Source organism: Peribacillus asahii (assembly GCF_003570725.1).
Lineage (GTDB): Bacteria > Bacillota > Bacilli > Bacillales > DSM-1321 > Peribacillus > Peribacillus asahii.
In genome coordinates, this window is the sequence record NZ_QWVS01000014.1 from 43,997 (window position 1) to 68,881 (window position 24,885).

The window sequence follows — 24,885 nt, forward strand, 5'->3', positions numbered from 1 at the left end:
CGTGTAAATACATCATTTCACAAACTTTATATAGTTTTACTTAAAGTGATATCATCTTATACTTTTCGATGACAACAGCCATTGTCACGACGTTATTTTGGGTGCTGTTTACTATGCTATTTTAAAATAAAAGTTGTTGCACCAATGAAAAAAGCATACCAATTACTATGTTAATTGATATGCTAATCCATATATTATTTACAATGTTCCTCCCAAAAACGGAATTATTTAATTTTAAGTGTCCTTCTTTTATCCTCTATTATATAAGTATTTTTATCACTAAAATAACCATACTGCTATTAACTTTAGTTTTAACCAAGATAGATAAGGAACTAAATCTAACAAGAACAAGTATTATCCGTATTCGGTCGGTAGGTAACCTATTTTTATTTTTCCTCTTTTTTCATTGGTTGAAAATAGCCATACGTTAGTGAACGCCATAACCATTCTAATGGGCCAAATCTAAAGTTCTTCAACCATACATAACTAAATATTACCTGCACTATATAAATACTGAGACAAATTAAGGTGCCTGTTAAAAGAATGACTTTACCAAAAAAATCAAGTCCAAGAAAAATAAATATTGAAATTACCGTCTGCAAAATGTAATTAGTTAACGCCATTTGCCCTGTAAAACCAAACGGACGGAGAAGCTTTTGCCAATGTTTTTTTCTCAGTAGTAACGTTAATGAAGACATATAGAAAAAGCATAATGTCAGTCCGCTTAAGCTTGTGAATAAAAAGACAGCATTTTCTCTATAAACGCCTAAATCAATAAGCTCTACCTTCATAATAGCTAAAAAACCGACAAGTGGAATACTTAGTAAAAGGGTTGTTAGCCAAATTTTCTTGATTTTCGGAAGATGTGGTGAATTATGCTGAAAAATCCCGACTTTCCCGGCATAAAGTCCAAATAAAAACATAGCTAAAACTGTTATTATAACCAAAGGAAGTTCTAAAGTAAGAGGAATAATTTCAGTAGGAAGACGATAAGAAACCCAATCTACATAACTTGCATGTTCATACATATTAACATACTCCGCTATTCTCTTTATCTTGATCCATTGTCTGCATTTCTTTAATCGTAGAAGCGGGTATAAAAAACTGCACACTGATTAGTGAATGAAACACAATTAATAAACTAAAAGCCCAAATAAGAATGGTCTTTGTTTTTCTTTTGTAGAACAACAACAAGAAGAAGCCTGCTAAAGCATACGTGTGTAAAATGTCACCATACCAAAGTAAAATAAAATGAGCAGCTCCAAACAATAAAAGAACAGTAAGTCGCCTTGTAAATAGACGATTAATCTTTAGCCCTTTTTGTTCAGCACGGCTCATAAAAATATAAAAACCTAGACCAAACAAAAAGGAAAAAATCGTATAAAATTTTGTTTGAATAAACATTTGGAAAAACAAATCAAGCCAATAATCCATTCCCGTATACACTGGATGCTGTATCATAAAAGCCGGTGAATGAAACGCTGGCATATTGACAAGAAATATTCCAAGTAAAGCAAAGCCACGAATAATATCTATTGTCAGTATTCTTTCCTGTTTGGATACCGATTATAATCTTCTATCATACATCCCTTGTTTTTCTTTCTGATTATTAATCATGTATAGTTGCTCCTTTTCATTTTTATAAAAATATATTATGAAAAGAAAGTCATATTCACTAGTGACTTATGAGTATGTATGAGTCATATTGTGGTCACATCATTAAAACAAAATAAATAAAAAAGCAACGACATCACTATCGCTGCTTTTTGTGCCTATTATTGCTCTGTTAAAATAACTGGACCGTCTTTCGTGATAACAAGTGTATGTTCATATTGAGCCGATAATTTACCATCAGCCGTTCTTGCTGTCCATCCATCTGAATCCATCTTCATATGCCATGTTCCAGCGTTTAGCATTGGCTCAATTGTGATAACCATTCCTTCTTTTAAACGTGTGCCTTTTCCTGGTTTACCGTAATGCAGCACCATTGGCTCTTCATGCATCGTTTTTCCGATACCGTGTCCAGTGAAATCACGTACAACAGAGAACCCTTCCGCTTCAGCAAAAGATTGAATCGCATGCCCAATATCACCTAAACGATTACCTACCGTTGCAGCTGCAATACCACGGTACATAGACTCTTTTGTTACATCTAATAATCGTTGTGTTTCCGGAGCAACTTCGCCAACTGCATAAGACCATGCTGAATCCGCTAAACCACCATTTAAGTTGACAACCATATCAATCGTTACGATATCGCCTTCTTTTAATGGAGTTTTAGAAGGAAAACCGTGACAAATAACATCATTTACTGATGCACAAGTCGCATATTTATACCCTTGATATCCTTTTTGCTCCGGTGTTGCCCCATGTTCTGCTAGAAATTTCTCAACAAACTCTTCGATTTCCCAAGTTGTAATTCCTGGTTTAATCATTTTAGCAATTTCTCTATGTGTCGCTGCAAGCAATTTACCCGCTTCCGCCATCAATTGAATTTCACGTTCGCTTTTTAATGTAATCATTTAAAATCCTCTTTCATCTAAAATCTTTAAATACAAATCCTCTCTTAATCATATGCTTTTTTGTAGGTGAAAATCAATACAAAAACCCGGTAAAATCACCGGGTTAAATACGGAAAGATTTGTTTTAGATACATGACAAGTTAATGAGAAACAAAATCTTCACATCCATCTACTTTCTTATAGCCTAATATAAATATAAATGAAACAAATCGGATTGGATCTTGGATGGTTTTTCATTTACTAAAATGCATCGCTTCTAGACGAAAACCCTGTTCAAGTTTACTAAAAATCGTCCATTTGACTATAATGCAGACGGGTATTATGTAGTCGACAATAAATTGGAAAGTAAAGTAAGTAAAACAAAAGTATCTGTAGTGACGCCGGTTTATAATGCAGAAAAGTATTTAAGGAAAACGATAGACTCTGTTATCAATCAAACAATAGGATTTGAAAATATTGAGTACCTCTTAATTGATGATTGTTCGACTGATTCATCAAGAGATATTTTGTTTAAAGAGGGGAATGTTTAAACATTGAATCGTCTATGCAACATCAGTTGACATCATGTACATATTAAATCCTATATGGATGTAGTCTAAGGCCTTTCTCTTTTGGTGAATAAGTCGTCACCTATTAATCCATCTTAACAAATGAAGCTACATGGAGGGAGGTTCTAAGCATGAGCCAAAAGCGTGATAAAGGTTATAGCCAAAAGGGAAAAACTACTAGCAATACAGTGGATCCAGTAATCGCAGCAGAGAATTTGGAAAAAGCCATTAATCCAACTAACAAGCCCCCGCGCAATGCTAAATAAATATAATCTCGTGATTTCTTTGCTTTTCTGAAAAGAAACTCACAGGTAAACGAAAATGAGGAGTCAAATAATCCCTCATGGTAGTGGATTGTTTGACTCTTTATAGGCATAATAGACTTTATTTTAATCCTTAGAAAGGCAAAGGTTTACCGCTGTTTCCTTACGTTCTTTGTTATATATTTGTGCCCTATCTAAATTTGTTCAAGTAAATATATTTAATACTTCTGTTGCTTTTCAAGTTGGTTGCATCTTTAACATACCGACCATTGACCACATCGAACTTACCGTTTGAATATCCATAGACTTTCAGACTTAGGTTTGCATTGTATTTCTTATAGACTTTACCTTTGGATGTGTAGAGTTTCACGTTAGCTTTGTTGATTAAGATTCGGCCTTTCCAGATTATATCCGTGGTTTTGGCTTTCATGGCTGGTTTTTTAGGTTTAGAGTAGGCTTTTGTTGTGAATGACCAGGTTTTACTGCCTTTTCTTACATGATCTTGATCCTCATAACTGATGGAAGCAGTGTATGTCTCATTATATTTAAGCGTTCCTTTAGGGAAGTAGAAGTTGGTTCCATCCCAATGCTCTTCTTTGTCATCCGTTCCTTTGCTATCTACCAATGTGAAAAACGTTTTGTCTGTGTCTAACCAAAATTCTGGAGCAGGTGCATAAGAAATGACATAACCTGATTTTTTAATTCCGAATTGTTTAAGAAGATTCATCTCTTCCTTGCCGTAGTAGTCGATTCCAACATTCTTTTTAATTCAGGATTTGGAACTTGAAATTCAACAATTAAGAAGGGTGAATATTTATAAAACTCCCTCTATTCAAGTTCTTCTGTTCATGAATCCGATAACTATAGTTTAGATCTGTCAAATACTATACGACCTGCAACGACTGTTTTCACAGCTTTTGCAGTTAGCATATCTTCTGACGTTCCATCAAATAAATCACGGTCAAAAATAGAAAAATCTGCAACATAACCGGGTTTAATATACCCGCGTTCATGCTCTTTACAAATAGCTTTTGCACTGCCAATTGTATAGAGTTGGATAGCTTGGAAACGAGACAACTTTTCTTCTGGTATGTAACCGTCATGATCTGCATATGGTTTTTTTCGTTCTACCGCTGCATAAATAGAAGTAAGCGGATTAATATCTTCTATTGGTGCATCTGTTCCAGCTGCACACATCAAGCCACGATCAATTAGTTTTTTCCATGGATACGCCCAGTCTAGTCGGTCTTCACCGAGTCGATTGATAACCCATGGGAAATCAGATGGTACAAATGCGGGTTGAATATCTAAAACAACCGGTAGTTTTTCCATTCTTTCCACTAAATCTTCACATAAAACACAGCAATGAATTAAGCGGTCTCTTTTACCATTCGTTAATGGATATTTTTCAAGTACATTGAGTGCTTGTTCTACTCCCGCGTCACCAATCATATGTATGGCAACAGGTTCATCATACTTGCGTGCTAGTTTAACTAATTCTTCTAATTCTTCATCGGTTTGAATGAATAACCCTCGATTATCTGGCTGATCAGAATAAGGTTTAGATAACGCAGCTGTAGAACCGCCCAATGCGCCATCAGCAAAGATTTTCATAGCACCTGGTTCGATAAAGGGTTCATCAAATTTCGCCTTCGCTTCCATCATTTCTTCAAATACTGCATTATGGCGTAGCAATGTTACTCTGAAATGATGTTTTTTTCCCACTACTCGATGATAAGCCGTTAACGGATTAGTAAATTTCCCAAAATAGTACATGTCCTCAGTATGGCCGCCAGTTAAACCATATGAAAGCATATCATCAATGGCAAGATTAAGAGAATCAGTTAAAGACTCGATATACGCCTCACCTTCTTTTGGTATGGCATCAGTTACCGCATTCATGGCTAGGTCGTATAAAAGGCCATTTAATCGCCCCTCAGCATTTCGTCCAATTTCACCGCCTGCCGGGGATTCGCTATTTTCAAAGATGCGGCCTGCTTCAAGTGCTGCTGTATTCCCTAAAATCACATGATGGCAAACTCTTGTTAAAAGAATCGGTTCTTTACGAATTGCATCTAGCTCCTCTTTTGTTGGAATTCGTTGATCAGCAAAATTATTTTCGTTCCATCCTTCGCCAAATAACCATTGATCAGAAGGTGTAGTTTTAGCTGCTTCTTTTACCATTTCTAACATTTCTTCAGCTGAAGCAGCCTTTGTTAAGTCTAATCGGGTTAACTTTTCGCCTTGAAATATCATATGAAGATGGCTATCAACAAAACCTGGATACATGACAGCACCTTGTAGATTGACCTTCTCATCTGCCTGTGCACTTAGCTCATGGAGTGTTCCTACTGCGATAATTTTGTCATCTTCAACAAGGACCGCCTCTACAGTTTCATTTTCTTTCTCCATTGTATAAATTTTTCCACCATACCAAAGTTGTTTCATAAAAAAGGTTCCTTTCTCTGTGGGCTGATATATAATTCTATCCATTATCAAAAGGCATCAAATATTTTTTGATGCCTTTTGAATTCAAACTATTTAATTTTAAAATGTTCAAATTCCTGTATTCATTATTATACTACTACCTTTCTTTTAATAAACTCCAACAATCCTTACTATATAAAAAAAGGGAACCCCTGCTAAATCAGGAAATTCCCTTTTTATGTTTTATGAATAGTGGCTACCAGCCTACAACCAAAAATTTCGTATTCGCAGTACTAAAAAGACAAAAGTATAATACATTTCCAGAATTAATAATAGCTTCTAGACAACCTAACCTCTATAAACACTATCACATGTTCCAGGTTTTGGTTCATAATAACAATGATTTTTAAATTGACCAGCAAAAGGTTGACCGTACCATGTTGGAGGGCACGGAGCATATGGATTAAAATACCAGAGGGCATATTTCCCTGGGTGATCTCTCCAATAATCCAAATTCTGTTTTGCTAATCTTTTTTCAATACCTCGCGCTCTTTGATAAAATACATTCCCTTTTTGAACAGCTTCAAAAGAATAATTTCCTCCTTGTACTTGATAAATGACTTGTGGAATTGTTCTTAAACCTTTAAAGTCTAAACAATTAGCTACAAGACGATTTACAATTACATTTCCAACATATAACATCCCTTGTTTTCCTTCACCTTCGGCTTCTGCTCTCATCATTCTTGCCATTAAGTCGATGTCTGAACTTCGGTAGCTTGCTCTTGCCATTTTTTTCACCTCAAAAATATAGTATGAACAAAAGCCTACATTGATGTCATTGTTTATCAAATAAGAATGCTTAGTTTTTAAGTAAGATGAAAATGATAGCCTTCTTATTTATATTATTGAATCCAAATCATTACATAGAGCTTTGAAATCTAAGGTAGTGTTTTTTACCGCGAAGGGTGACAGAAACATTCCAAAGTATGATCATTCACCATACCCACTGCTTGCATATAGGAATAACAAATAGTACTTCCTACAAATTTAAATCCATCTCTTTTTAACTGTTTGCTCATTTTGTCACTTATTTCGTTTGAAGTAGGTACATCCTTTACTGTCTCCCAATTGTTTATGATCGGCTTATTATCTACAAAACCCCATATATAACTAGAAAATGAACCATATTCTTGTTGAATTTTTAAGAATGCCTTTGCATTCGTTACAACGCTATAAATTTTCATTTTATTGCGAATAATCCCCTGATTTTCTATTAATGATTGTAATTTTTCGTCTGTATATTGAATAATTTTCTCCGCTTCAAATTGATCAAAAGCATTTCGATAATTTTCCCTTTTTTGCAAAACTGTCCACCAACTGAGTCCAGCTTGTGCTCCTTCTAAGCATAGCATTTCAAATAATATCCTATCATCATAAACAGGCACCCCCCATTCTTTATCATGATATTCCACATATAGAGGCTCTGTAGTTTTTACCCACATACATCGTTTCATCATTTGCAGCACCGTCCTTTTTTATCTTTCTTCATTTCTCCTTGAATTTCTAAACCTGAAACCGTCTTTTATCAACCTTTATTTAAATTCTACATAATGTTAAAAATTCTAATAACATCTATTTAAAATTGACAATAATAACATCGTATATTATTCCAAGATATCTATATGATAAAACCTATAAAACTCAAAGGAGATGAATGTAGTATGAAGAAGGTAGCATTTATTTTACTTACCCTCCTTATTACAATAGCTCTTGGTGCTTGCGGTAATAAGCCCAATTCCGAAAATGCTGAAAGTAAGAATCTTTACGAAGAAATTAAAGAAAAAGGCGAGATTACAATTGGGACAGAAGGGACATATGCTCCTTTTACCTTCCATAATGAGTCTGGAAAATTAACAGGCTTCGATATTGAGATTGCTGAAGAAGTATTTAAAAGACTAGACATTAAGCCAGTTTTTGTTGAAACAAAGTGGGATGGTATGATTGCCGGTCTTGATGCTAAACGATATGATATGGTAGCCAATGAGGTAGCAATTCGTGATGATCGTTTAGAAAAATATGATATGTCAGACCCTTATATTGTTTCAAGAGCTGTTCTTATTGTTCATGAGGATAATAATGACATTAAAACACTCGATGATTTAAATGGTAAAAAAGTAGGGCAATCGTTAGAAAGTAATTATCGAAAAATTGCTGAAGATCATGGTGCAACAAATACAGTTGTTGAAGGCTTTAATCAAGCCGTTGATCTTATAACTTCAAAACGGATTGATGCTACTATCAATGATAGCCTTTCTTATCTTGATTTAAAAAAACAACGTCCAGAATTACCCATTAAAGTAGTTTTTAAAGAAGCAGATGCGTCAAGTAATGGTTTTCTTTTCAGAAAAGGATCTACAGAACTTGTTGAGGCAGTAAATGGAGCTCTTGCTGAAATGAAAGAAGACGGCACGTACTTAGAAATATCGAAAAAATGGTTTAATGAGGACGTATCCAAGTAAAGGAATGGATGAATATGTTTTCAAATCAAGAACGCATAGACCGGATTATAGGAATTCTCATTGACTCCTTTTTTCCTATATTAAAAGCTGGAATTCAGTTTACGATTCCCTTAACAATCATCACCTTTGTTTTAGGACTTATACTTGCCCTCTTAATCGCACTTGCACGATTATCAAGTGTTAAGGTATTGATTGTACTTGCTAAATTTTATGTTTGGATATTCCGAGGAACTCCACTGTTAGTTCAGATTTTTATATTGTTTTATGGTTTACCTAGTTTTGGGATTACACTAGATCCTTTTCCAGCAGCTGTCATAGCCTTTACATTAAATAAAGGAGCTTACAGTTCAGAAATTATTAGAGCAGCTATTCTTTCCATTCCAAAAGGACAGTGGGAAGCGGCTTTTTCTATAGGGATGACGAAATCCCAGGCCATGAGACGAATCATCATTCCTCAATCTATTCGAGTTACGTTACCGCCATTAGGAAACTCCTTTATCAGCCTGGTAAAGGACACTTCCCTAGCAGCGACTATTACGGTTACTGAACTATTTCAAAAGGGACAACAAATTGCATCAGTAACATATGAGCCTCTTTGGATTTATATTGAGGTTGCCTTTATTTATCTTATTTTTAGCACAGTACTTTCTTATTTCCAAGAAAAGTTAGAACTTAGATATGATAAAGGTATAGCGAAGTGATGGAGGTGAAAATATGATTCAAATCAGCAATCTGCATAAATGGTTCGATCAGCTTGAAGTGTTAAAAGGAATCGACTTATTGATTCCAAGGGGAGAAACGGCTGTTATTATCGGTCCTTCAGGTTCAGGGAAGACCACTTTACTTCGATGCTTAAACCTATTAGAAATTCCAACTCAAGGAACCATTGAACTTGGAAATAAATCGATTCATTTTGATAAAAGCACAAAATTGACCTCTACAGAAATTGTCTCTTTTCGAAAAAGTACGGGTATGGTTTTCCAAGGTTACAATCTATTTCCACACCTGACTGCACTTGAAAATATAATAGAAGGTCAGATTATTGTTTTAAAAAAAACAAAAGCTGAAGCAGAAAAAAAGGCAAGGGCCCTTCTCGAAAAGGTTGGCTTAGGGGATAGGGCTGACATGTATCCTCATCAATTATCTGGAGGCCAACAACAACGTGTTGGTATCGCTCGAGCCATGGCAATGGAACCTGAAGTTTTGCTGTTTGATGAACCTACTTCTGCGTTAGATCCAGAGCTTGTCGGAGAAGTATTAAAAGTTATTAAGGATTTAGCCAAAGAAAATATGACACAGGTAATCGTTACGCACGAAATGAATTTCGCTCGAGAGGTAGCAGACCAAGTTATATTCATGGATCAAGGGGTTGTTGTAGAGAAAGGGACTCCTAGTGAAATCTTTCAAAATACAAAAAACCAACGTACTCTACAGTTTTTGAATAAAGTAGCTGAAAGATAATACACTTCCCCGTAATAATTTAATTACCATCCACCTATATGCTAGTCACTTCTAATAAGATAATTATTTATAGACTGATCGGTTTTTACCGTTTAGTCTATTTTTTATCATATATCACAGGAATCTTTGTGCAGACAAAGCTTCAATTCAAAGCCATATTTTTAAGAATTAGTATGAACATTGGTTCTGGCAGTATAGAGGTTAGAGAAACGAATCACCTTATCCAAACAGCTACTAACTACACTAATGACAAAAAATAAATTGCAGGATTACTCAAAAAGTTCTATTCACTTCCCACTTGAACCCCCATCTAATAACTTATAATCAGGTAATGCCATTGATTGGCCGGCAGTATTCATGGTTGGTTCAGGTCAAAAATTTCTATACATAAATTGATTATGATATAATTCCAAATGGAAGGATATAACAACTAACCAAGATATAATCATACAGCTTTCCTGAATCATCAACAATATAAATTTGATAGAGAGAAGGTTGAGTCATGGAGTATGTGAAGCTTGGGAATACAGGGATGGACGTTTCGCGGATTGCGCTTGGGTGTATGAGTTACGGCGATCCAAAAAGCGGTGTTCATACGTGGACACTGAATGAAGAACAAAGCCGTCCATTTATTAAGAAGGCTCTTGAGCTGGGGATTAATTTTTTTGATACGGCTAATATTTATCAAGGAGGAACGAGTGAAGAGATTGTAGGCAGAGCATTGAAGGAATATGCAAATCGCGATGAAATCGTCATTGCTACTAAGGTCCACGGGACGATGCGTAAGAGGCCAAATGGTTCCGGGTTATCACGCAAAGCAATTATGACAGAAATCGACCACAGTCTTCGTCGGCTAAAAACGGATTATGTGGATCTTTATCAAATACATCGATGGGACTATAACACACCGATTGAAGAAACGATGGAAGCCCTTCACGATGTTGTCAAAGCAGGCAAAGCTCGTTATATTGGTGCTTCCTCCATGTATACATGGCAATTTCAAAAAGCTCTTTACACAGCAGAGCGCCATGGCTGGACGCGGTTTGTGAGTATGCAAAATCACTTGAATTTGTTATATCGGGAAGAAGAACGAGAAATGCTTCCTTTTTGCCGTGAAGAGAAAATTGGCGCAATTCCGTGGAGTCCTTTGGCGCGCGGACGACTGACGAGAGATTGGGAAGAGACAAGCACACGTTCAGAACGCGATGAATTTGGCAAAACGCTTTATACAGCGACAGTCGAAGCTGACCGAAAAGTCGTGGAAGCCGTTAAAGAAATCGCTGAAAAGCGGGAAGTTCCACGGGCTCAAATTGCTTTAGCATGGATTTTGCAAAAACAGCCGGTAACTGCCCCTATTATCGGAGCAACCAAACTCCATCATTTAACAGATGCTGTCGCTGCTTTGGAGATTAAATTAATGCCTGAAGAGATTCAAAAACTTGAGGAACCCTATATCCCTCATCCAGTAGCGGGATTTAAGTAATAAAACAAAACCTCCATTCTTTTGGAGTAATTTATTTTTCCAAACATTCAGCTCGAAAAGATATGAAAGAAACCGTTCTCCTGCTTCTTCTATTCTATTTATCTATTTAATTGTTTTACTTTTAAATGTAAAAAACGACCGGTTACATAATCGTAACCGGTCGTTTTTCTTTATAGAAGACAATAGATATGGTGTCTGCTTTATTCATCCAATATAATTGCCCTTTCAGTATTATGGGCATACATAGACAAACTCCCCTCTCCCCTTGTGCTAAACCCCCTATACTAATCGATTAAGTTCCCTTCATCTTTTCCATAAAACAGCTCCTGCACCATCGGAATAAACACTTGCACAGCAGGTGAGGATTCCTTTAACGAAGGGACAGCCAGACCAATATCCCTCCAAACCGGCGGATTCAGGTTCCGGATTTGAACATTAGGAGGCAGGCTTAATAATGACAGCTCAGATAAAATGGTCAGACCCAATCCTTCCTGTATCATGTTTAATGATGTGCTTACGTTGGAAACGGTAAACTCGATTGTAAGCTCTGTATTGGCATGATTAAACATCTCGATAATAGGCGATTCGTATCCTCCTTTAAAGATAATTAATGGTTCGTTCTCCAGATCCTTGATTGTAATGGATGCTTTCGAATGAAGCGGATGATCATCCCTTAGTGCCACAAACATTTCGTTCTTAACCAGTGGAATAATATCCATTCCTTCATTTGGAAGCATGACAATTCCAATATCGATAACACGTGACAATAACCATTCGTTTACTTCCTCAAGTGTTCCTTCATACAGAAGAAGCTCTAATTTCGGGTATTTTTGTTTTAGATTACTGATAATTTTTGGAAGGAAATACGCCGAGGCGCTAGGGAAGCTGCCAATACGAATGGTTCCTACCTCAAGTCCTTTTTCAACAGCTGCCTCTTGTTCAATCTTTTCTATCCCTTTCAATACCTCTCGAGTATGAATAATAATCCGTTTTCCTATATCCGTAAGAATTAACCCTTTCCGGCGGTCACGAATGAATAGTGTGACGCCCAGTTCTGCTTCAATACTGGATATAGCATGGCTGACAGCCGGCTGTGTCATATTGAGTGCTTGCGCTGCTTTCGTAAAACTTCCCATTTCAACAGTTTTTGCAAATACTTGAAGCTGTGTAATAGTCATAACTAAATACTTATACTCCTTATAAAAAACATTCATTTTATTTATTTTACCAGATACCTTATCATAGTACAGCAAGCTATAACAAGGAGTGATACATGATTTATGGAACGACTTTTTCAAAAGCGCACCGCTTTCCTGCTCGTATTTTTAATCATAGTTTGGGGAGTAAATTGGCCTTTGTCCAAATTTGCCCTTTCTTATACTCCACCGGTGCTGTTTGCCGGAATTCGAACATTAATAGGTGGAGTTTTATTGCTGTTAATTGCCATTCCAAGATATAAACAGATTCGCTTAAAGGATACATGGCATATTTATCTTATTTCCTCTTTATTTAACATTATCTTGTTTTACGGCCTGCAAACTATAGGATTGGGCTATTTGCCTGCCGGACTGTTTTCAGTCATCGTTTTCCTTCAGCCCGTGCTTCTTAGTATTTTTGCCTGGCTGTGGCTTGGTGAAGCCATGTTTAAAGGAAAAGTCTTGGGTTTATTTCTTGGGTTTGCCGGTGTTGCGACGGTAAGTATCAAAGGGCTATCCGGTGATCTCTCCGTCATAGGAATTATACTCGCCCTGAGCTGTGCCGTTAGCTGGGCAATCGGGACAGTAATCGTAAAAAAAGCAGGGAATAGAGTAGATTCCATCTGGCTGACTACAATTCAGCTTATTGTCGGCGGACTTTTTATGACAGTGATTGGTTCTAAAGTGGAGAACTGGTCCAGCATCGTTTGGTCTGCACCATATTTGTTGGATTTAGCTTTTATATCTGTCTTTGTTATTGCAGCAGGCTGGTTGGCTTTCTTCCATCTTGTAAATTCAGGAGATGCAAGCAAAGTGGCATCTTATACGTTTTTCATTCCATTCGTTGCATTGGTTACCAGCATCCTCTTTTTTAATGAACCATTTACCGTTTATCTATTAATAGGCTTGATTTTAATTGTCATGAGCATTGCTCTTGTAAATGCTAAACCTAAATTGTTAAGAAAGCCTATAAAAGCAGGGGCTAATCATGCAAAGCTTTAAAATAGAAAACTAAAAATCCATGTGGGGCTTAGAACTTACCGCATGGATTTTTTATATACAACTGATTTATGATATATCAAAAGAACTGTTCCTCTGCTTCTTCTATTCTAATTAGCTGTTTAATTGTTTCACTCTCATAGGCTTTTTTCCCTGCTTACTTTGATGATTTTCCCGATAATATTTTTGAATTTTCCCACCGCTGCAAATAAACAGGTCAGAATCTAGCTGTATACAGATATCCTGAAAACGGCTATTATTTACACATCGCGCTTTTTAAAACTATAAATTGAAGTTACAAGCTTGGTTTTGATCTGTATTTTTATAAATTTCGCAATATTGATATTATCTTTACATCCTTTTTTTCGATTAGCCATATAAAAACCTCCTTGCAATATAGTGATAAAGCCACATAGAAAGGAGGTTGACAGTCTTTTTTAATTGCCCACACGGTCTAATTTATGTAATGAATGTTTACTATTTTTTGCTTAAATCCTTATAAAGATTGTGATATTAATGTTTTTGATGGAACCGCCTAAGAATCGAACTTAGCTGACCTAGCACGCAGGTCACAAACGGTTTTGAAGTTTGCTAGTATCTGTTTTTCTAGTACCTGGATGTTACTGAAAATTCCTTTATATCAAGGTTTGTTACCTTCTTGCGTTTCCTTGTAATTTTTAAAAAAATGACACCTAAATACAATTAATCAGGGTTAATGACCTGGACTCAAATAAAGATTTTTCCACTATCCAGTTACTCTATACTAGACTTAATCGTTCAAACTGTTATAAGCTCAATGAATCTTATTGAAATCTTGGTCCTTTACTATATACATTTCTTTATGTTACTTTTTGTTCCTATAATAAATGAGTCAATAGATTCTGCTCACTTAACACCAATAATCACGTCAATTCCTGCATCCTCAAGTATTTTTAACACCATTCCCTGAAACAACAACAGAATTGGGATCTGTCTGACCTTTCATTGCCTCCGCATTATGTAAGGTGTATAGAATTGATGACTAGTCATTGCAACAAGTATCCTCATCTCTCATGTGACCGGACCGATTTATTTTTGTTTCAAGGTATTTTTCATTATACTCCGATACATCACCCCATAACGCTTCTCTCCCTGATACAGGTAAACCAGAGTTTTTTAGAGCGTCAAATTTTTTAGGGTTGTTGGTTATAAGAGTAACAGGTTTGCTTCTTAATGCTTTTAAAACTTGTATAGCATCCCTATAATTTCTTGAATCATCGACAAAACCAAGCGCTTGATTTGCATCTACTGTGTCATAACCATTTTCCTGAAAGATATAGGCCATTGCTTTACTGAACAAGCCAATGCCCCTTCCTTCATGATTGGCTAAATAAAATAATGCACCCGTGCCATGTTCAACAATCATTTTCATCGATTGTTTTAATTGAAACCCACAATCACACCGTTTGCTTCCAAATATATCTCCTGTATGACAAATCGAATGCATACGAATAATTGCATCATCGCCGTATTGAAAGTCGCCATAGACGAGGACACTCGATTGTTGGAATTCAGCTAAATTGATAGAGGATAACTTATTAATAATTCTTTCAAAATTCTCTGTTACTTCATCACAATTCAGCCAGCAATACCATTTAAATTCAACAGTTTCTCCGTACAAATTAACAGGTAGTTTGATTGGTCCGACTAAATAAATAGCCCCCTTTTCCGTTTTTATTAGTTGAATTTTATCTTCTAAAATAGAAAGAACCTTCAAATCCAATTTAGTCTCTTCCATAAAATCACTCCTTTTGTTTTTATTTCAATTTCACACTCTTGGATTGACGAGAAAAGGTGTTCTGTCACTTCTTTTACCATAGTAGATGTTTTTATACACCTCTTCTGTTGTTTACGGCGTACTCTCCCCATTAATAGCTTCTTGGATGGCTTCTTGCTGTTCTGCATTCGTATTCTCAATAACTGTTTCTTCACTTGTGATCTGTTTAGTTTCTTGTGTTTGTTTTACTTTCGTTTCCTCCTGTCTGTTATCACTAAGGGTATCAAAAGCCTTACTTAAATGGCTTTTCTTTGTCATATTCAAACATCTCCTTCACTAAATTAGAAAAGCACTCATACTTGGAGTATTGTAATTAGTCCAGACAACTGGCTTGCCTTCATAAGCAGTGTTTTCGGATCACTTTCAGACTCACCAAATACCGAGATTTGAATAGGTGTAGTTTTTCCTTTCCTATCATTTCTAATCCACAGGCCTAGATAATTAAAAAAGTTGTGTCCGATTGAATAAATATTCAATCGGACACAACTCCTTTTATAATAACTTTATTACCACACTTAAAATAACTTAATTATTCTTAAACAACAAAAAAGCTGATCATACAATCAGCTTTTTCACTACTACATTCTTTTAGCTCCTAAATATCTTTCTTTCCAATAACTATTATTCATAGAGGTAATACTCACACCTTTTGATGAAGAACTATGAATAAATTGACCATTTCCTATATATATACCCGCATGTGAAGCACCTGGTTTATACGTTTCAAAGAAAACTACATCGCCAACTTTTGGAGTCGAAACCTTTGTTCCCTTTTTATAAATCTCTGCAACGGTTCTTGGGAGAGTAGTGTTTGAACTTTCTTTAAATACATAGGTTAGAAACCCACTACAATCAAATCCTTTTGGTGTGCTCCCTCCCCAGACATACGGTACATTTAAATATTTTTTAGCCTCTTTCACCAGCTCGGCCGAAGAACTTACTCCCACGCTAGCAGCTTTTACTGTTCGCTTTTTAATACCTAACGCTTTATATGTTTTAGCACCTACAATGCCATCCGCTTTTAAACCTTTAGCTTTTTGGAACTTCACTACTGCTTTTTTTGTAACTGTTCCAAAATAAGTAGTCGTTTTTTTATTTGTAAAGTAGCCTTTGCTTTTTAAAACTTGTTGTAATTGTTTCACTTCAGTATGAGTCATTCCACTTTTTAGTGTTCTATCCCCTAATGCCGCTTCACTCACGATCGGGTTTGAAAGCATCAACCCCGTCACAACAAATGCTGCGATAATTTTTTTCATATTATTTCCCCCGAACCCTCTTTTTTCACATATTACCACGTTAAAGTAACACCCGTATTTGATTCACATAACAAATACATTACAAAAGTTTACAAAACACACACAGAAACATGTTCTAGAGATGTTGAATTATGTCGAAAAATAACTAATAAAATCTTTTACTATGAATATACTTGACTTGAAAGATAGTGAAGGAACCTATACAAAAAAGAGCTCCCAAGTCATGAAAAAATGACTTAAAAGCCCCTTGTAAAACAATTTTAATTAAACTAAAAATCAATCTGCTAAATTGATAATATTAAAACAATCGGATTACTTGGCGAATTCACAAACCTCGTGTAATGCATTTCTTACTGTTCCATATTCACTTGCATGCGGGCGGTCTCCGTCATCCGCATATCCGTAATCAAACATGCGATTTCGGTTTAACGTTAATTTTGTTACTCTAGGACGCAATAAATCAAATAGTTTAAATCGATCGTGTAACTGCGGATGTTGTGATTGATAATGCAAAATTTCATTCCGCACAGTACTCCAAAACTCCTGTTCCGTAACCCCTTCATGTTCTTCTAAAATCGTTGCTAAATAACGGAAATGACAAATAAATAAACCGGTTAAAATAAACTGTGTTAACCCTTCTGGTTCCTCACTTCTTAATACAGTTTTTAACTCTTGAGATAATGATTGTAACTCATCAAACGGTTGATCACTGATATTTACATCATCTACAAAGTCTTTCATAATAATTCGAACCGGTTTAAAATTGTTTAATACAAGCACGGTATTTTGGCCATGCGGTGAAAATACTGTTCCATATTGATATAGATAATGCAATAGCGGAGGTAATACAGCATTCATTAATGCAGAAATCCACTCTCTCGGTGTTAAGCCAGATTTTTGTATATAGGTTGACACAAGCGCCTTCCCGGAATAATCGAGATGCAATAAAGCAGCTAATGTAAGGGCTTGTTCTCCTTCTTCTAGCTCTTCGTAGACACTTTCTCTCCATACCACGCCAAGCATTTCTAAATATTGATAAGGGGCATTTTGAATATTGGTAAACGTAGGGTGATTTACGTTTAACGCTGCCACTTCACCGAGTAGTCCTATCTTACACGTATCTCTTAAAAAAGTATCTTGATCTCGAATGCCTTTAATATATTCCGTTACTTGAGGGGCTATAATGCATCGTTCACTAGGCAACCCTCGATAAACAAGTGTATTTAATATACTCATCGGAAGCTTTACATGAAACTTTTCTGGATAAGTCGTATTTACAAATGTTCGAATAGACTGCTGTGGTAAATAGCTATCTTCACCTTCTCCAAGCGGAACGATAAAGTCATTCGCAATATACTCCGCAAAGAGGGGAACGATGACATTTAACCATTGCCATTCATGAACAGGTAAATAATAATAATCACTACATGTTAATTGACGTTCTTTCAATCTATTAGTGAATGATTTCCGTGTGGCTTCGCTCAGTTCTTGATTTATCATTTTTTCAAATGACAACGCGGCTACCGAATGAAATGAACATACTTGTTTAGCAACAGCAATCCATGAGAGCTGAATAGGATTTTTTTGTTCTGGAGCAAATCTCACATAGTCATCAAATCCAAAACCAATTCTTCCCTTATTATATGTAATCCACGGATGCCCCGTCATCTCCCCTTCCAATTCAGCGTAATCCATTGTAGAAAGCTCATCTGCCGATTTTTGATTTTGCAAATATAAATCAGCAACTAACGTATGAAAATATTCTTTCGCTAAATGTCCTGCTGTAGGGCTTGTCATTGCTTCTTCTTCGGACAATCCGATGAGTAACTGCAGCGCTTTAGAAACTGTGATTTCTTGGTTTTCAAACGTTACTTTTATCGTATTCGCTATAACATGATAGCTATCAAATAGCCTTTCTTTTGCTTGGTACGTATAAGTTACTCCTTTTTTATCTTTCCATTGATACAAGGTAGCCTGTGATAATTTTTGTATTTCCGTTGGTTCAATAATATGTTCATACATAAACTCTTGAAGCATTTTTGCAAGCAGCTGTTGATTCACTTTTTCCCACGATTGTTTTGTAAACTTGGATAGATCTGTTTCTACAATTTTCATCCTTCATTCTCCTTTACCTTCTTATAAAGCACTACTGGTTTGTTATGAATTGTTATCGCAATGATTGCTGCTACTAATAAAATGGCACCGCATAGCAAAGGGACGTATAAACTTACTTTACTCACCATTAACGCCAACAAAGGAACAAAGAGCAGTGCCACATTTTGTACAGCAATTAACCAACTATAATAATAAGTGGCCGCTTCATGGAATTGTCGAAATAAATAAATATCTAATACAACCATACTAAGGTAAAAGCAGCCCCCATACACAATCCGGCTTATAATAAATATCCCTAAACTATCAATAGACGCTTGCATAGTTAATGAACACGCACTAAGAATCGTTACTATATACAACAGCAGTGTATCTTGACCTCTAAATACACGGATTGGTACACAAAGCTTAAATATAATAGCCATCATACTTGGCATAACATAGAGTAAAGCATTCATTTGATTACCTACTTCGTATCTATCCTCCACAAACAAGGTGAAGTAGGGGCGAATCACATTATGACCAAGATGAAAGAAAAAGGTAGCTATCATATAAAAGTAAATAGGCTGCTTTTTAACTTTTATATGTATTGGTTGATCTTTCTTTACCGCATCAGGTGACAACAGTTTTGTCGCTAGTAAAATGACCATTAGAGTAAGGTCCATACAAGCAAATATGAGATATACTTTAAGGGGCATTTCCCATGTAATGACGAAGCTTCCTAATAAACTTGAAACAATGATGGCTGTATGTATGACGAGCATATAAATCGTTGTTTTTTTCGCTTTTTCCTCTTGTTGTTCCATACTTTCAACTAAGTAGGGATACAATAGATATAAACTGCTTTGAAATACAAGCAATAAAAGCGATGTTATTAAAAAGCTTAGAAATGTTGTACTTTCACTCAGAATGACTTTAAAAACAGCTGTCATAAAAAGAGAACCTATTACAACTTGTCGCATGGACCACTTCTTTAATATAACTCCCCAAAAGGGTGTCATAATGATGACAACAAGTCGACAGCAAATGATAAAAATAGAAGTCATCTCTACTCCTTGTACGCCAAATGCCTCTGAAAAATACTGCGGATAAAATGGCGATAATAACACCTCAGACAGCATCGTTAGAAACAAACATACAAAGACAAATTGATTGCGAGTCATCATGTATTAAAATCCGAACTGCTGAAAGATATTTCTTTTATACAGTTTATACACTTCTTTTCCAGCAATTTGATTAATAATCGCTGCATTTCGATAAGCACCAAGCCCTAAGTCAGGCGCTCCTACTCCATGTGTATGAAGTTCACCATTTTGAATAAATAATGAAGCTCCATCAACTGTCGTTTTAACTTTATATTGTTCATCTATTTCTAGCTGTCCTTGGTCATCAAACTTTACATACTGTTTCATTCCTTCTAAAAAGGAAGGTAATGAGCTTTGATAACCAGTTGCTAAAATCACTACATCACTTATCGTTTGCTGGTATACCCCTTGTTCATATTGATACAAGGTTAATCGTTGGCCGTCTTCTTTTCTTTCAATATTCGATAATTCGGTTAACGCTTGAATTTTGATTGGTGTTTTTTCTCCACCAATTGTTCGCTCATACAATAGTTCATAAATATCGTTAATTGTTTGGACACTAATTCCTTTATAAAGCAGCGCTTGGTTTTGTAGTACTTGTTGCTTCTTTTCAGGCTCTAAATGATAAAAGTAGCGTGTATAATCCGGCGAAAAATGTTCTAAGCCAAGTTTTGAATATTCCATTGGATAAAACCCTTTAGAACGCGTGTACCAACTCAACTCATATTTTTGATCCTGCTGCTGTTGTAATAAATCGTATACAATTTCAGCTGCACTTTGACCTGAGCCGACAACTGTAATACTTTTTGCTTTCAATGTTTGTTCGCGTTTCATTTTATAGTGAGCGGAATGATATAATTGATCACTATACATCGACTGAAAGTCCTTTGGAAAAATGGGTTTCGTTCCAATCCCCATTACGATGTGACGACTGTAGTGTGTTTTAACGCTTTCTTCATGTTGAACGGTTACTTCATAATAAGTATCTTCTTCTGTATGAAGCGTAATGTTTGTAACTTCACTGCTAAACTTCAAACCTCTTAAACGATTTGCGACCCATTGACAATAGTGATTATATTCATTACGTGGAATTTGAAATTTTTCAAAAAAGTAAAACTGATACAACCGTTTATTTTCATGCAAATAATTTAAAAAACTATAGGGACTTGTCGGGTCCACCGTTGTTACCATATCAGCCATAAATGGAACTTGTAAGGTCGTTCCTTCAAGGAGCATACCAGGATGCCAATTGAATTGTGGCTTTTGTTCAAAGCACATATATGTACATTCCGTTTTTTCAAGCAATGCTGCTAATCCTAAATTAAATGGTCCAACCCCTACGCCAATAATGTCTAAAATGTTCCGTTGTTCCATTGACTCCACCTTCTTTCAAATACTTCTCTTTCACAGCTAAGCAATAAGCCCGTCTTATCTGGTAATTTCACTTCTTTAATAGGCTGAAAACCACATTTTTTAAATACTGCTATCATTTTTTCATTACAGATATCCGGTTCTGCTACAACTTTTTTCGTCTCAACCATTTCAAATTTTCTCTTTAAAATACTTAAAAGCAATGGATAGATATATCCCTTTCCTAAGTAGGCAGGTTCTCCAATTAATAAGTGAATACCTTGATCACCTGGATCGTTTGAATAATATTTGCTAATGATATCTCCTTCCACTGTATACGATTCCCAATAACTCATCGGCACTCCGTTCATTTCACCTATTAGTAATTGTTGATGAGCATCCGTTAAAAATGTTTGCAAATGCCGCATATAAGCATCTCTATCAATATTTAAATTCCAATAAGGAATGACATGCGGCTCATTCATCCATCTATGTAAATGGTCAAAATCCTCTTTTAAAGAAACCGGACGGAATGTAAGCTCTTTCTTCACCCGAGAGTCGTAAATTGTAAACGGGTAATTAGTTTGTAACCCCATTTTCATTGGTTCACACCTACTGCTTTATATAATGGATTATCTATGTTTACATAAACGGATTGAGTTTCTAGAGCTCCTACTAATTCATCCATATCATGAACACGTGTTAAGAAATTAGCTTTGCAAGGAAGCTCCTTATGTTCAAGCAGTGAAGTGACAAGCTGCGTATGATCTTGTAATAGATATGGTGTAAGTTCTTCTCGTAAAAGGGTCAATAACTTCCTTTCATCGATAAGATTACTTACTCCAAATGCATTAATGAGCCCAAATATATGATTAAAAAATACATAATAACGGAAACGCTCCTCGGCAACCCCATCTTCACATACGGTATCACTTTCTCGATTCAATGTTGGCAGCAACTCACGCAACGCTGCTTCTTTTGATTTCATAAAATAGTAGCCTTGATTATCCCGATAATAAAATATTGACGGATAGCCATCTTGATCTAAGTGAATAATCGAGTTTTGTTGATGTGCTTCTAAAGCAATTCCTTTCTGTGTATATAACCACAGCATTGGTTTTAACGTGATATCAATGTAACGTTTAAACCAAATCTCACTCGCTTGTTCAGTAGTAAGATTGTTATTATTACAAATGTTCCGAATAATGTTCGTGAGTTGTGATGCTTCATTAAATACATGGTCTTGACATAAGCTGGCTAGAAGAGTCGTATTGTATCCTTCTTCTTTAAACGGATTGTCACGAATCATCACTTCAAATCCAAGTTCCTCATCGCCTAACATGACAAAAGCGGGGTCTTTAACAAACTGAAAAGCAGGATATTGAGCGTGTAATTCACTTTCCAAACTTGCTTGTAGTAATCGTGCTACCTCCACACCACGATTCAATTCCTTCACTTTATTTACACGTAAAGAATTTGTGATTTTTACAGGAATCGAGAATTTATACATCACATCCGCATCAGGACTATATACTGTACGCACAGACGATGTTGGATAAAAGAGTCCACCCTGCGGACCTAAATAAGTAAGCTGCTCTTTATGTATCCAATTAGTCACTTCTTCTTTCCCTAGTAAAAAGCGTGCTTGAAGTGGATGCATCGGTATGAGCGTATATTCATCATCTTGACAATATTTCAAGGTGAATTCCCTTGATATTGTTTTATCTTGTATTAATTGCTTCTTTATTATATTTGTAGCTGACTGACTATAAGCCGATTGTTCTTTAACAATTGAACGATGCGCTCTAAAATAATGAAGCTGAAAATTCCCTTTTAATTCCGGAGCAAATATAAATTCTTCTTCAGGTAAAATACCTTGACGACTTTTTGGTGTTGGATGAAGCTGATGACCAATTAATAAAGATTGCTCTGACTGTAAAAATGTTTTATCCCATTTGTAGCATTCTTCTAGTTCATGTTTCCTTCTTTCAATAAATAGATTCATATTTTCATAACTTAAAAGAACACGTACGATGAAATCATTAACTTGTAACAAATCATCCGTTACTTCTTTCATGAACAGTGAGAGAAGTGTAACCATATCAAGTTCCTTCATTTCTTGATGATGGATTTGATAACATAACTCTCGCTTAAATAAGTGCCTCCCTGTTACGGAGCGGTATTTTACAGGCAAATAAAGAGTCACTGGTTGTTTCTTTAATTCAATGACCAATACTTCTTCATTAGATATGCCGTTTACAGATCGCCATATCCCTTGTCCCGTTTCTCGAATATAGCAATTGATTAGGTTTTGCATCGTAATAAAACTAGCTGATAGTTGCGTGTTCACGTAATCGTTCCTCCTTTTTTTCAAGGTCTTTTCCTAGACTAATCACTTCATCTAATCGTTTAACCGTTTCATCAAATGTAATTAACGGATTTAACATGGTCAGTTTCAAGTAGACTTGCCCGTGATTCTTTGTCTTCGCCATAATCAATCGGCCCTGGTCATAGAAAAGCTGTTGAATGGACTGATTGATAGTATTTTCAAATACTCGCTGTTTTTGCTTATCTCTGTAATGAATGTTTGGTTGATAACGAAATACTATCGCATTCATTTCAGGAGTATTCAGCAATTCGATATCTTTTCTCTCTTGTAAATAATCAGCTGTCTGTCTCGCTGTTCTAATTGTGTAATCAATCATGTCGCCAAACTCTTGTTTACCGACTGCTTGAAATGTCAACCATAATTTAAGAGCATCAAACCGCTTCGTCGTTTGAATACTGCGGTCAACTAAATGAAGCTGTGAATCTTCTTCTGGATTTAAATAATCGGCATGCAGTTGAATGTGTTCAAACATAGAGGCCTTTTTCACAAAAAATGCGCCACAGCTAACTGGCTGATAAAACCATTTATGAAAGTCCATCGTAATAGAATCTGCTTTATGTAAATGAGAAACTAGATGACTATATGAGTGCGAGAATAGTAAAGCGCCTCCGTACGCCGCATCTGCATGCAGCCATATATTTTCCCTTTCGGTTAATTTACTTAGTTCATGAAGTGGATCAATACTTCCAAAATCAGTTGTTCCTATCGTCGCCACAACTGTGAATGGGATATCCCCTTGCTTTTTTACTCTTTCGATTTCTTCATATAAATGCTCAGGACACATTTCAAAGCGTTCATTCGTTTTTATTGTTACGACAGATTGCATACCAAGACCTAATTGAGCAGCTGATTGCTGTACGGTAAAGTGAGCTTTTTCCGAACAAAAAATTCGAAATTTCTGCGCTTCCGCTGGTAATCCTTGCTTACTCACATTGATGGAGAAATGCTTAGCGCAATATTCATTACGCGCTAACAGCAAGGCCATATAGTTGGATTGCGTACCGCCACTCGTGAACACTCCAGAAGCAGTTTTAGGATAATTAATCTTTTTAATCATTTCCTGAATAACGCCGTCTTCTATATAAGTAGCTACCGGACTTTGATCCCATGAATCCATCGATTGATTGAGAGCTGTAATAATTACTTCAGCAGCAAGAGCTGGAATCATAGGTGGGCAGTGTAAATGAGCCATAGCACCAGGATGAGAAATATGTAATGAATACTTCATGACCAGATTCTGTATAGACTCGAAAATAGCATTTGGTAGCTTCCCTTCATTTTCAAGCTTTACAAATTCAGCAGCCTTCTCTTGAATATCCTCCATCTCAATATATTCATATGGTTTTTCAAGGCTTTGGTAGTGGGTACCCACTATTTTTACTACCTCTGACATATACTGATAATAGTTATCAATACTATTTGCGGATGATGATAAAAACCATTTATTGAATGCTGTCAC

24 protein-coding genes are annotated in these 24,885 nt (G+C 35.9%); 7 read left to right on the forward strand and 17 right to left on the reverse strand.

Translation table 11 applies throughout. The features are described 5' to 3' along the window. Positions 1 to 386 precede the first annotated feature (386 nt). From D1953_RS08325 to map, 3 genes are all read right to left on the reverse strand, one after another. A complete protein-coding gene (locus D1953_RS08325) occupies positions 387 to 1,028 on the reverse strand; it encodes a DUF418 domain-containing protein (RefSeq protein ID WP_119116719.1) in 642 nt (213 codons plus the stop codon). A 1-nt stretch (position 1,029) separates the two neighbouring features. Further along, a complete protein-coding gene (locus D1953_RS08330) occupies positions 1,030 to 1,488 on the reverse strand; it encodes a DUF418 domain-containing protein (RefSeq protein WP_425454261.1) in 459 nt (152 codons plus the stop codon). Positions 1,489 to 1,775: 287 nt separating this feature from the next. Then, positions 1,776 to 2,522, reverse strand: a complete 747-nt coding sequence (map, locus tag D1953_RS08335) for a type I methionyl aminopeptidase (RefSeq protein ID WP_119116720.1) — start codon at positions 2,520 to 2,522, stop codon at positions 1,776 to 1,778. A 374-nt stretch (positions 2,523 to 2,896) separates the two neighbouring features. On the opposite strand from map, the gene D1953_RS08340 reads away from it, so the two are divergent. After that, complete coding sequence (locus D1953_RS08340) at positions 2,897 to 3,052, forward strand: glycosyltransferase (protein ID WP_425454263.1); 156 nt, start codon at positions 2,897 to 2,899, stop codon at positions 3,050 to 3,052. 149 nt (positions 3,053 to 3,201) lie between these two features. Further along, on the forward strand, positions 3,202 to 3,336 hold the full coding sequence (locus tag D1953_RS21940) for a hypothetical protein (RefSeq protein ID WP_281271535.1): 135 nt from the start codon (positions 3,202 to 3,204) through the stop codon (positions 3,334 to 3,336). Between the two features lie 187 nt (positions 3,337 to 3,523). Here the strand turns inward: D1953_RS21940 and D1953_RS08345 are convergent, their stop codons facing one another. The 4 genes from D1953_RS08345 to D1953_RS08360 all read right to left on the reverse strand — a co-directional run bounded on the left by D1953_RS08345 (position 3,524) and on the right by D1953_RS08360 (position 7,274). Continuing rightward, the gene (locus D1953_RS08345) at positions 3,524 to 4,060 is read right to left on the reverse strand and encodes a hypothetical protein (RefSeq protein WP_119116722.1); all 537 of its coding nucleotides are present in this window, start codon (positions 4,058 to 4,060) and stop codon (positions 3,524 to 3,526) included. Between the two features lie 134 nt (positions 4,061 to 4,194). Next, positions 4,195 to 5,781, reverse strand: a complete 1,587-nt coding sequence (locus D1953_RS08350) for an amidohydrolase (RefSeq protein ID WP_119116723.1) — start codon at positions 5,779 to 5,781, stop codon at positions 4,195 to 4,197. 327 nt (positions 5,782 to 6,108) lie between these two features. Next, the gene (locus D1953_RS08355; protein WP_119116724.1) at positions 6,109 to 6,549 is read right to left on the reverse strand and encodes a cell wall hydrolase; all 441 of its coding nucleotides are present in this window, start codon (positions 6,547 to 6,549) and stop codon (positions 6,109 to 6,111) included. Between the two features lie 164 nt (positions 6,550 to 6,713). Continuing rightward, positions 6,714 to 7,274 (reverse strand): DNA-3-methyladenine glycosylase I, encoded by a 561-nt coding sequence (locus D1953_RS08360; protein WP_220453361.1) that lies wholly within the window; start codon positions 7,272 to 7,274, stop codon positions 6,714 to 6,716. A 207-nt stretch (positions 7,275 to 7,481) separates the two neighbouring features. Between D1953_RS08360 and D1953_RS08365 the strand changes: the two genes are divergently transcribed. From D1953_RS08365 to D1953_RS08380, 4 genes are all read left to right on the forward strand, one after another. Further along, entirely contained in the window at positions 7,482 to 8,279 is a 798-nt protein-coding gene (locus D1953_RS08365) for an amino acid ABC transporter substrate-binding protein (RefSeq protein WP_119116726.1), read from the forward strand. 14 nt (positions 8,280 to 8,293) lie between these two features. After that, a complete protein-coding gene (locus D1953_RS08370) occupies positions 8,294 to 8,980 on the forward strand; it encodes an amino acid ABC transporter permease (protein WP_119116727.1) in 687 nt (228 codons plus the stop codon). A gap of 13 nt (positions 8,981 to 8,993) precedes the next feature. Further along, positions 8,994 to 9,740 carry an amino acid ABC transporter ATP-binding protein gene (locus D1953_RS08375; RefSeq protein WP_119116728.1) on the forward strand — a complete coding sequence of 249 codons (747 nt, stop codon included), beginning with the start codon at positions 8,994 to 8,996 and terminating at the stop codon, positions 9,738 to 9,740. A gap of 502 nt (positions 9,741 to 10,242) precedes the next feature. Next, positions 10,243 to 11,223, forward strand: coding sequence for an aldo/keto reductase (locus D1953_RS08380; protein WP_119116729.1), 981 nt, complete (start codon positions 10,243 to 10,245; stop codon positions 11,221 to 11,223). A 284-nt stretch (positions 11,224 to 11,507) separates the two neighbouring features. Here D1953_RS08380 and D1953_RS08385 read toward each other — a convergent pair whose 3' ends face one another. Then, positions 11,508 to 12,401 (reverse strand): LysR family transcriptional regulator, encoded by an 894-nt coding sequence (locus D1953_RS08385; protein ID WP_119116730.1) that lies wholly within the window; start codon positions 12,399 to 12,401, stop codon positions 11,508 to 11,510. 102 nt (positions 12,402 to 12,503) lie between these two features. Between D1953_RS08385 and D1953_RS08390 the strand changes: the two genes are divergently transcribed. Then, on the forward strand, positions 12,504 to 13,421 hold the full coding sequence (locus D1953_RS08390; RefSeq protein WP_119116731.1) for a DMT family transporter: 918 nt from the start codon (positions 12,504 to 12,506) through the stop codon (positions 13,419 to 13,421). A gap of 1,018 nt (positions 13,422 to 14,439) precedes the next feature. On the opposite strand, the gene D1953_RS08395 is transcribed toward D1953_RS08390, so the two are convergent. The 9 genes from D1953_RS08395 to D1953_RS08440 form a co-directional block, all read right to left on the reverse strand. After that, the gene (locus D1953_RS08395; RefSeq protein WP_119116732.1) at positions 14,440 to 15,195 is read right to left on the reverse strand and encodes a GTP cyclohydrolase II; all 756 of its coding nucleotides are present in this window, start codon (positions 15,193 to 15,195) and stop codon (positions 14,440 to 14,442) included. Between the two features lie 111 nt (positions 15,196 to 15,306). After that, positions 15,307 to 15,492, reverse strand: a complete 186-nt coding sequence (locus D1953_RS08400) for a hypothetical protein (RefSeq protein WP_119116733.1) — start codon at positions 15,490 to 15,492, stop codon at positions 15,307 to 15,309. Positions 15,493 to 15,812: 320 nt separating this feature from the next. Then, positions 15,813 to 16,490 carry a C40 family peptidase gene (locus D1953_RS08410; RefSeq protein ID WP_119116735.1) on the reverse strand — a complete coding sequence of 226 codons (678 nt, stop codon included), beginning with the start codon at positions 16,488 to 16,490 and terminating at the stop codon, positions 15,813 to 15,815. A 312-nt stretch (positions 16,491 to 16,802) separates the two neighbouring features. After that, entirely contained in the window at positions 16,803 to 18,605 is a 1,803-nt protein-coding gene (locus tag D1953_RS08415) for an IucA/IucC family protein (RefSeq protein ID WP_119116736.1), read from the reverse strand. Beyond that, complete coding sequence (locus D1953_RS08420) at positions 18,602 to 19,768, reverse strand: MFS transporter (RefSeq protein ID WP_245979996.1); 1,167 nt, start codon at positions 19,766 to 19,768, stop codon at positions 18,602 to 18,604. The genes D1953_RS08415 and D1953_RS08420 overlap by 4 nt, the downstream gene beginning before the upstream one ends. Positions 19,769 to 19,771: 3 nt before the next feature. Then, a complete protein-coding gene (locus tag D1953_RS08425) occupies positions 19,772 to 21,061 on the reverse strand; it encodes a lysine N(6)-hydroxylase/L-ornithine N(5)-oxygenase family protein (RefSeq protein WP_119116737.1) in 1,290 nt (429 codons plus the stop codon). Further along, positions 21,040 to 21,639, reverse strand: coding sequence for a GNAT family N-acetyltransferase (locus tag D1953_RS08430; protein ID WP_119116738.1), 600 nt, complete (start codon positions 21,637 to 21,639; stop codon positions 21,040 to 21,042). Before D1953_RS08430 ends, D1953_RS08425 begins: the two co-directional genes overlap by 22 nt. Further along, positions 21,636 to 23,387 carry an IucA/IucC family protein gene (locus D1953_RS08435; RefSeq protein WP_119116739.1) on the reverse strand — a complete coding sequence of 584 codons (1,752 nt, stop codon included), beginning with the start codon at positions 23,385 to 23,387 and terminating at the stop codon, positions 21,636 to 21,638. Before D1953_RS08435 ends, D1953_RS08430 begins: the two co-directional genes overlap by 4 nt. Beyond that, positions 23,365 to 24,885, reverse strand: a complete 1,521-nt coding sequence (locus tag D1953_RS08440; protein ID WP_119116740.1) for a pyridoxal phosphate-dependent decarboxylase family protein — start codon at positions 24,883 to 24,885, stop codon at positions 23,365 to 23,367. Before D1953_RS08440 ends, D1953_RS08435 begins: the two co-directional genes overlap by 23 nt.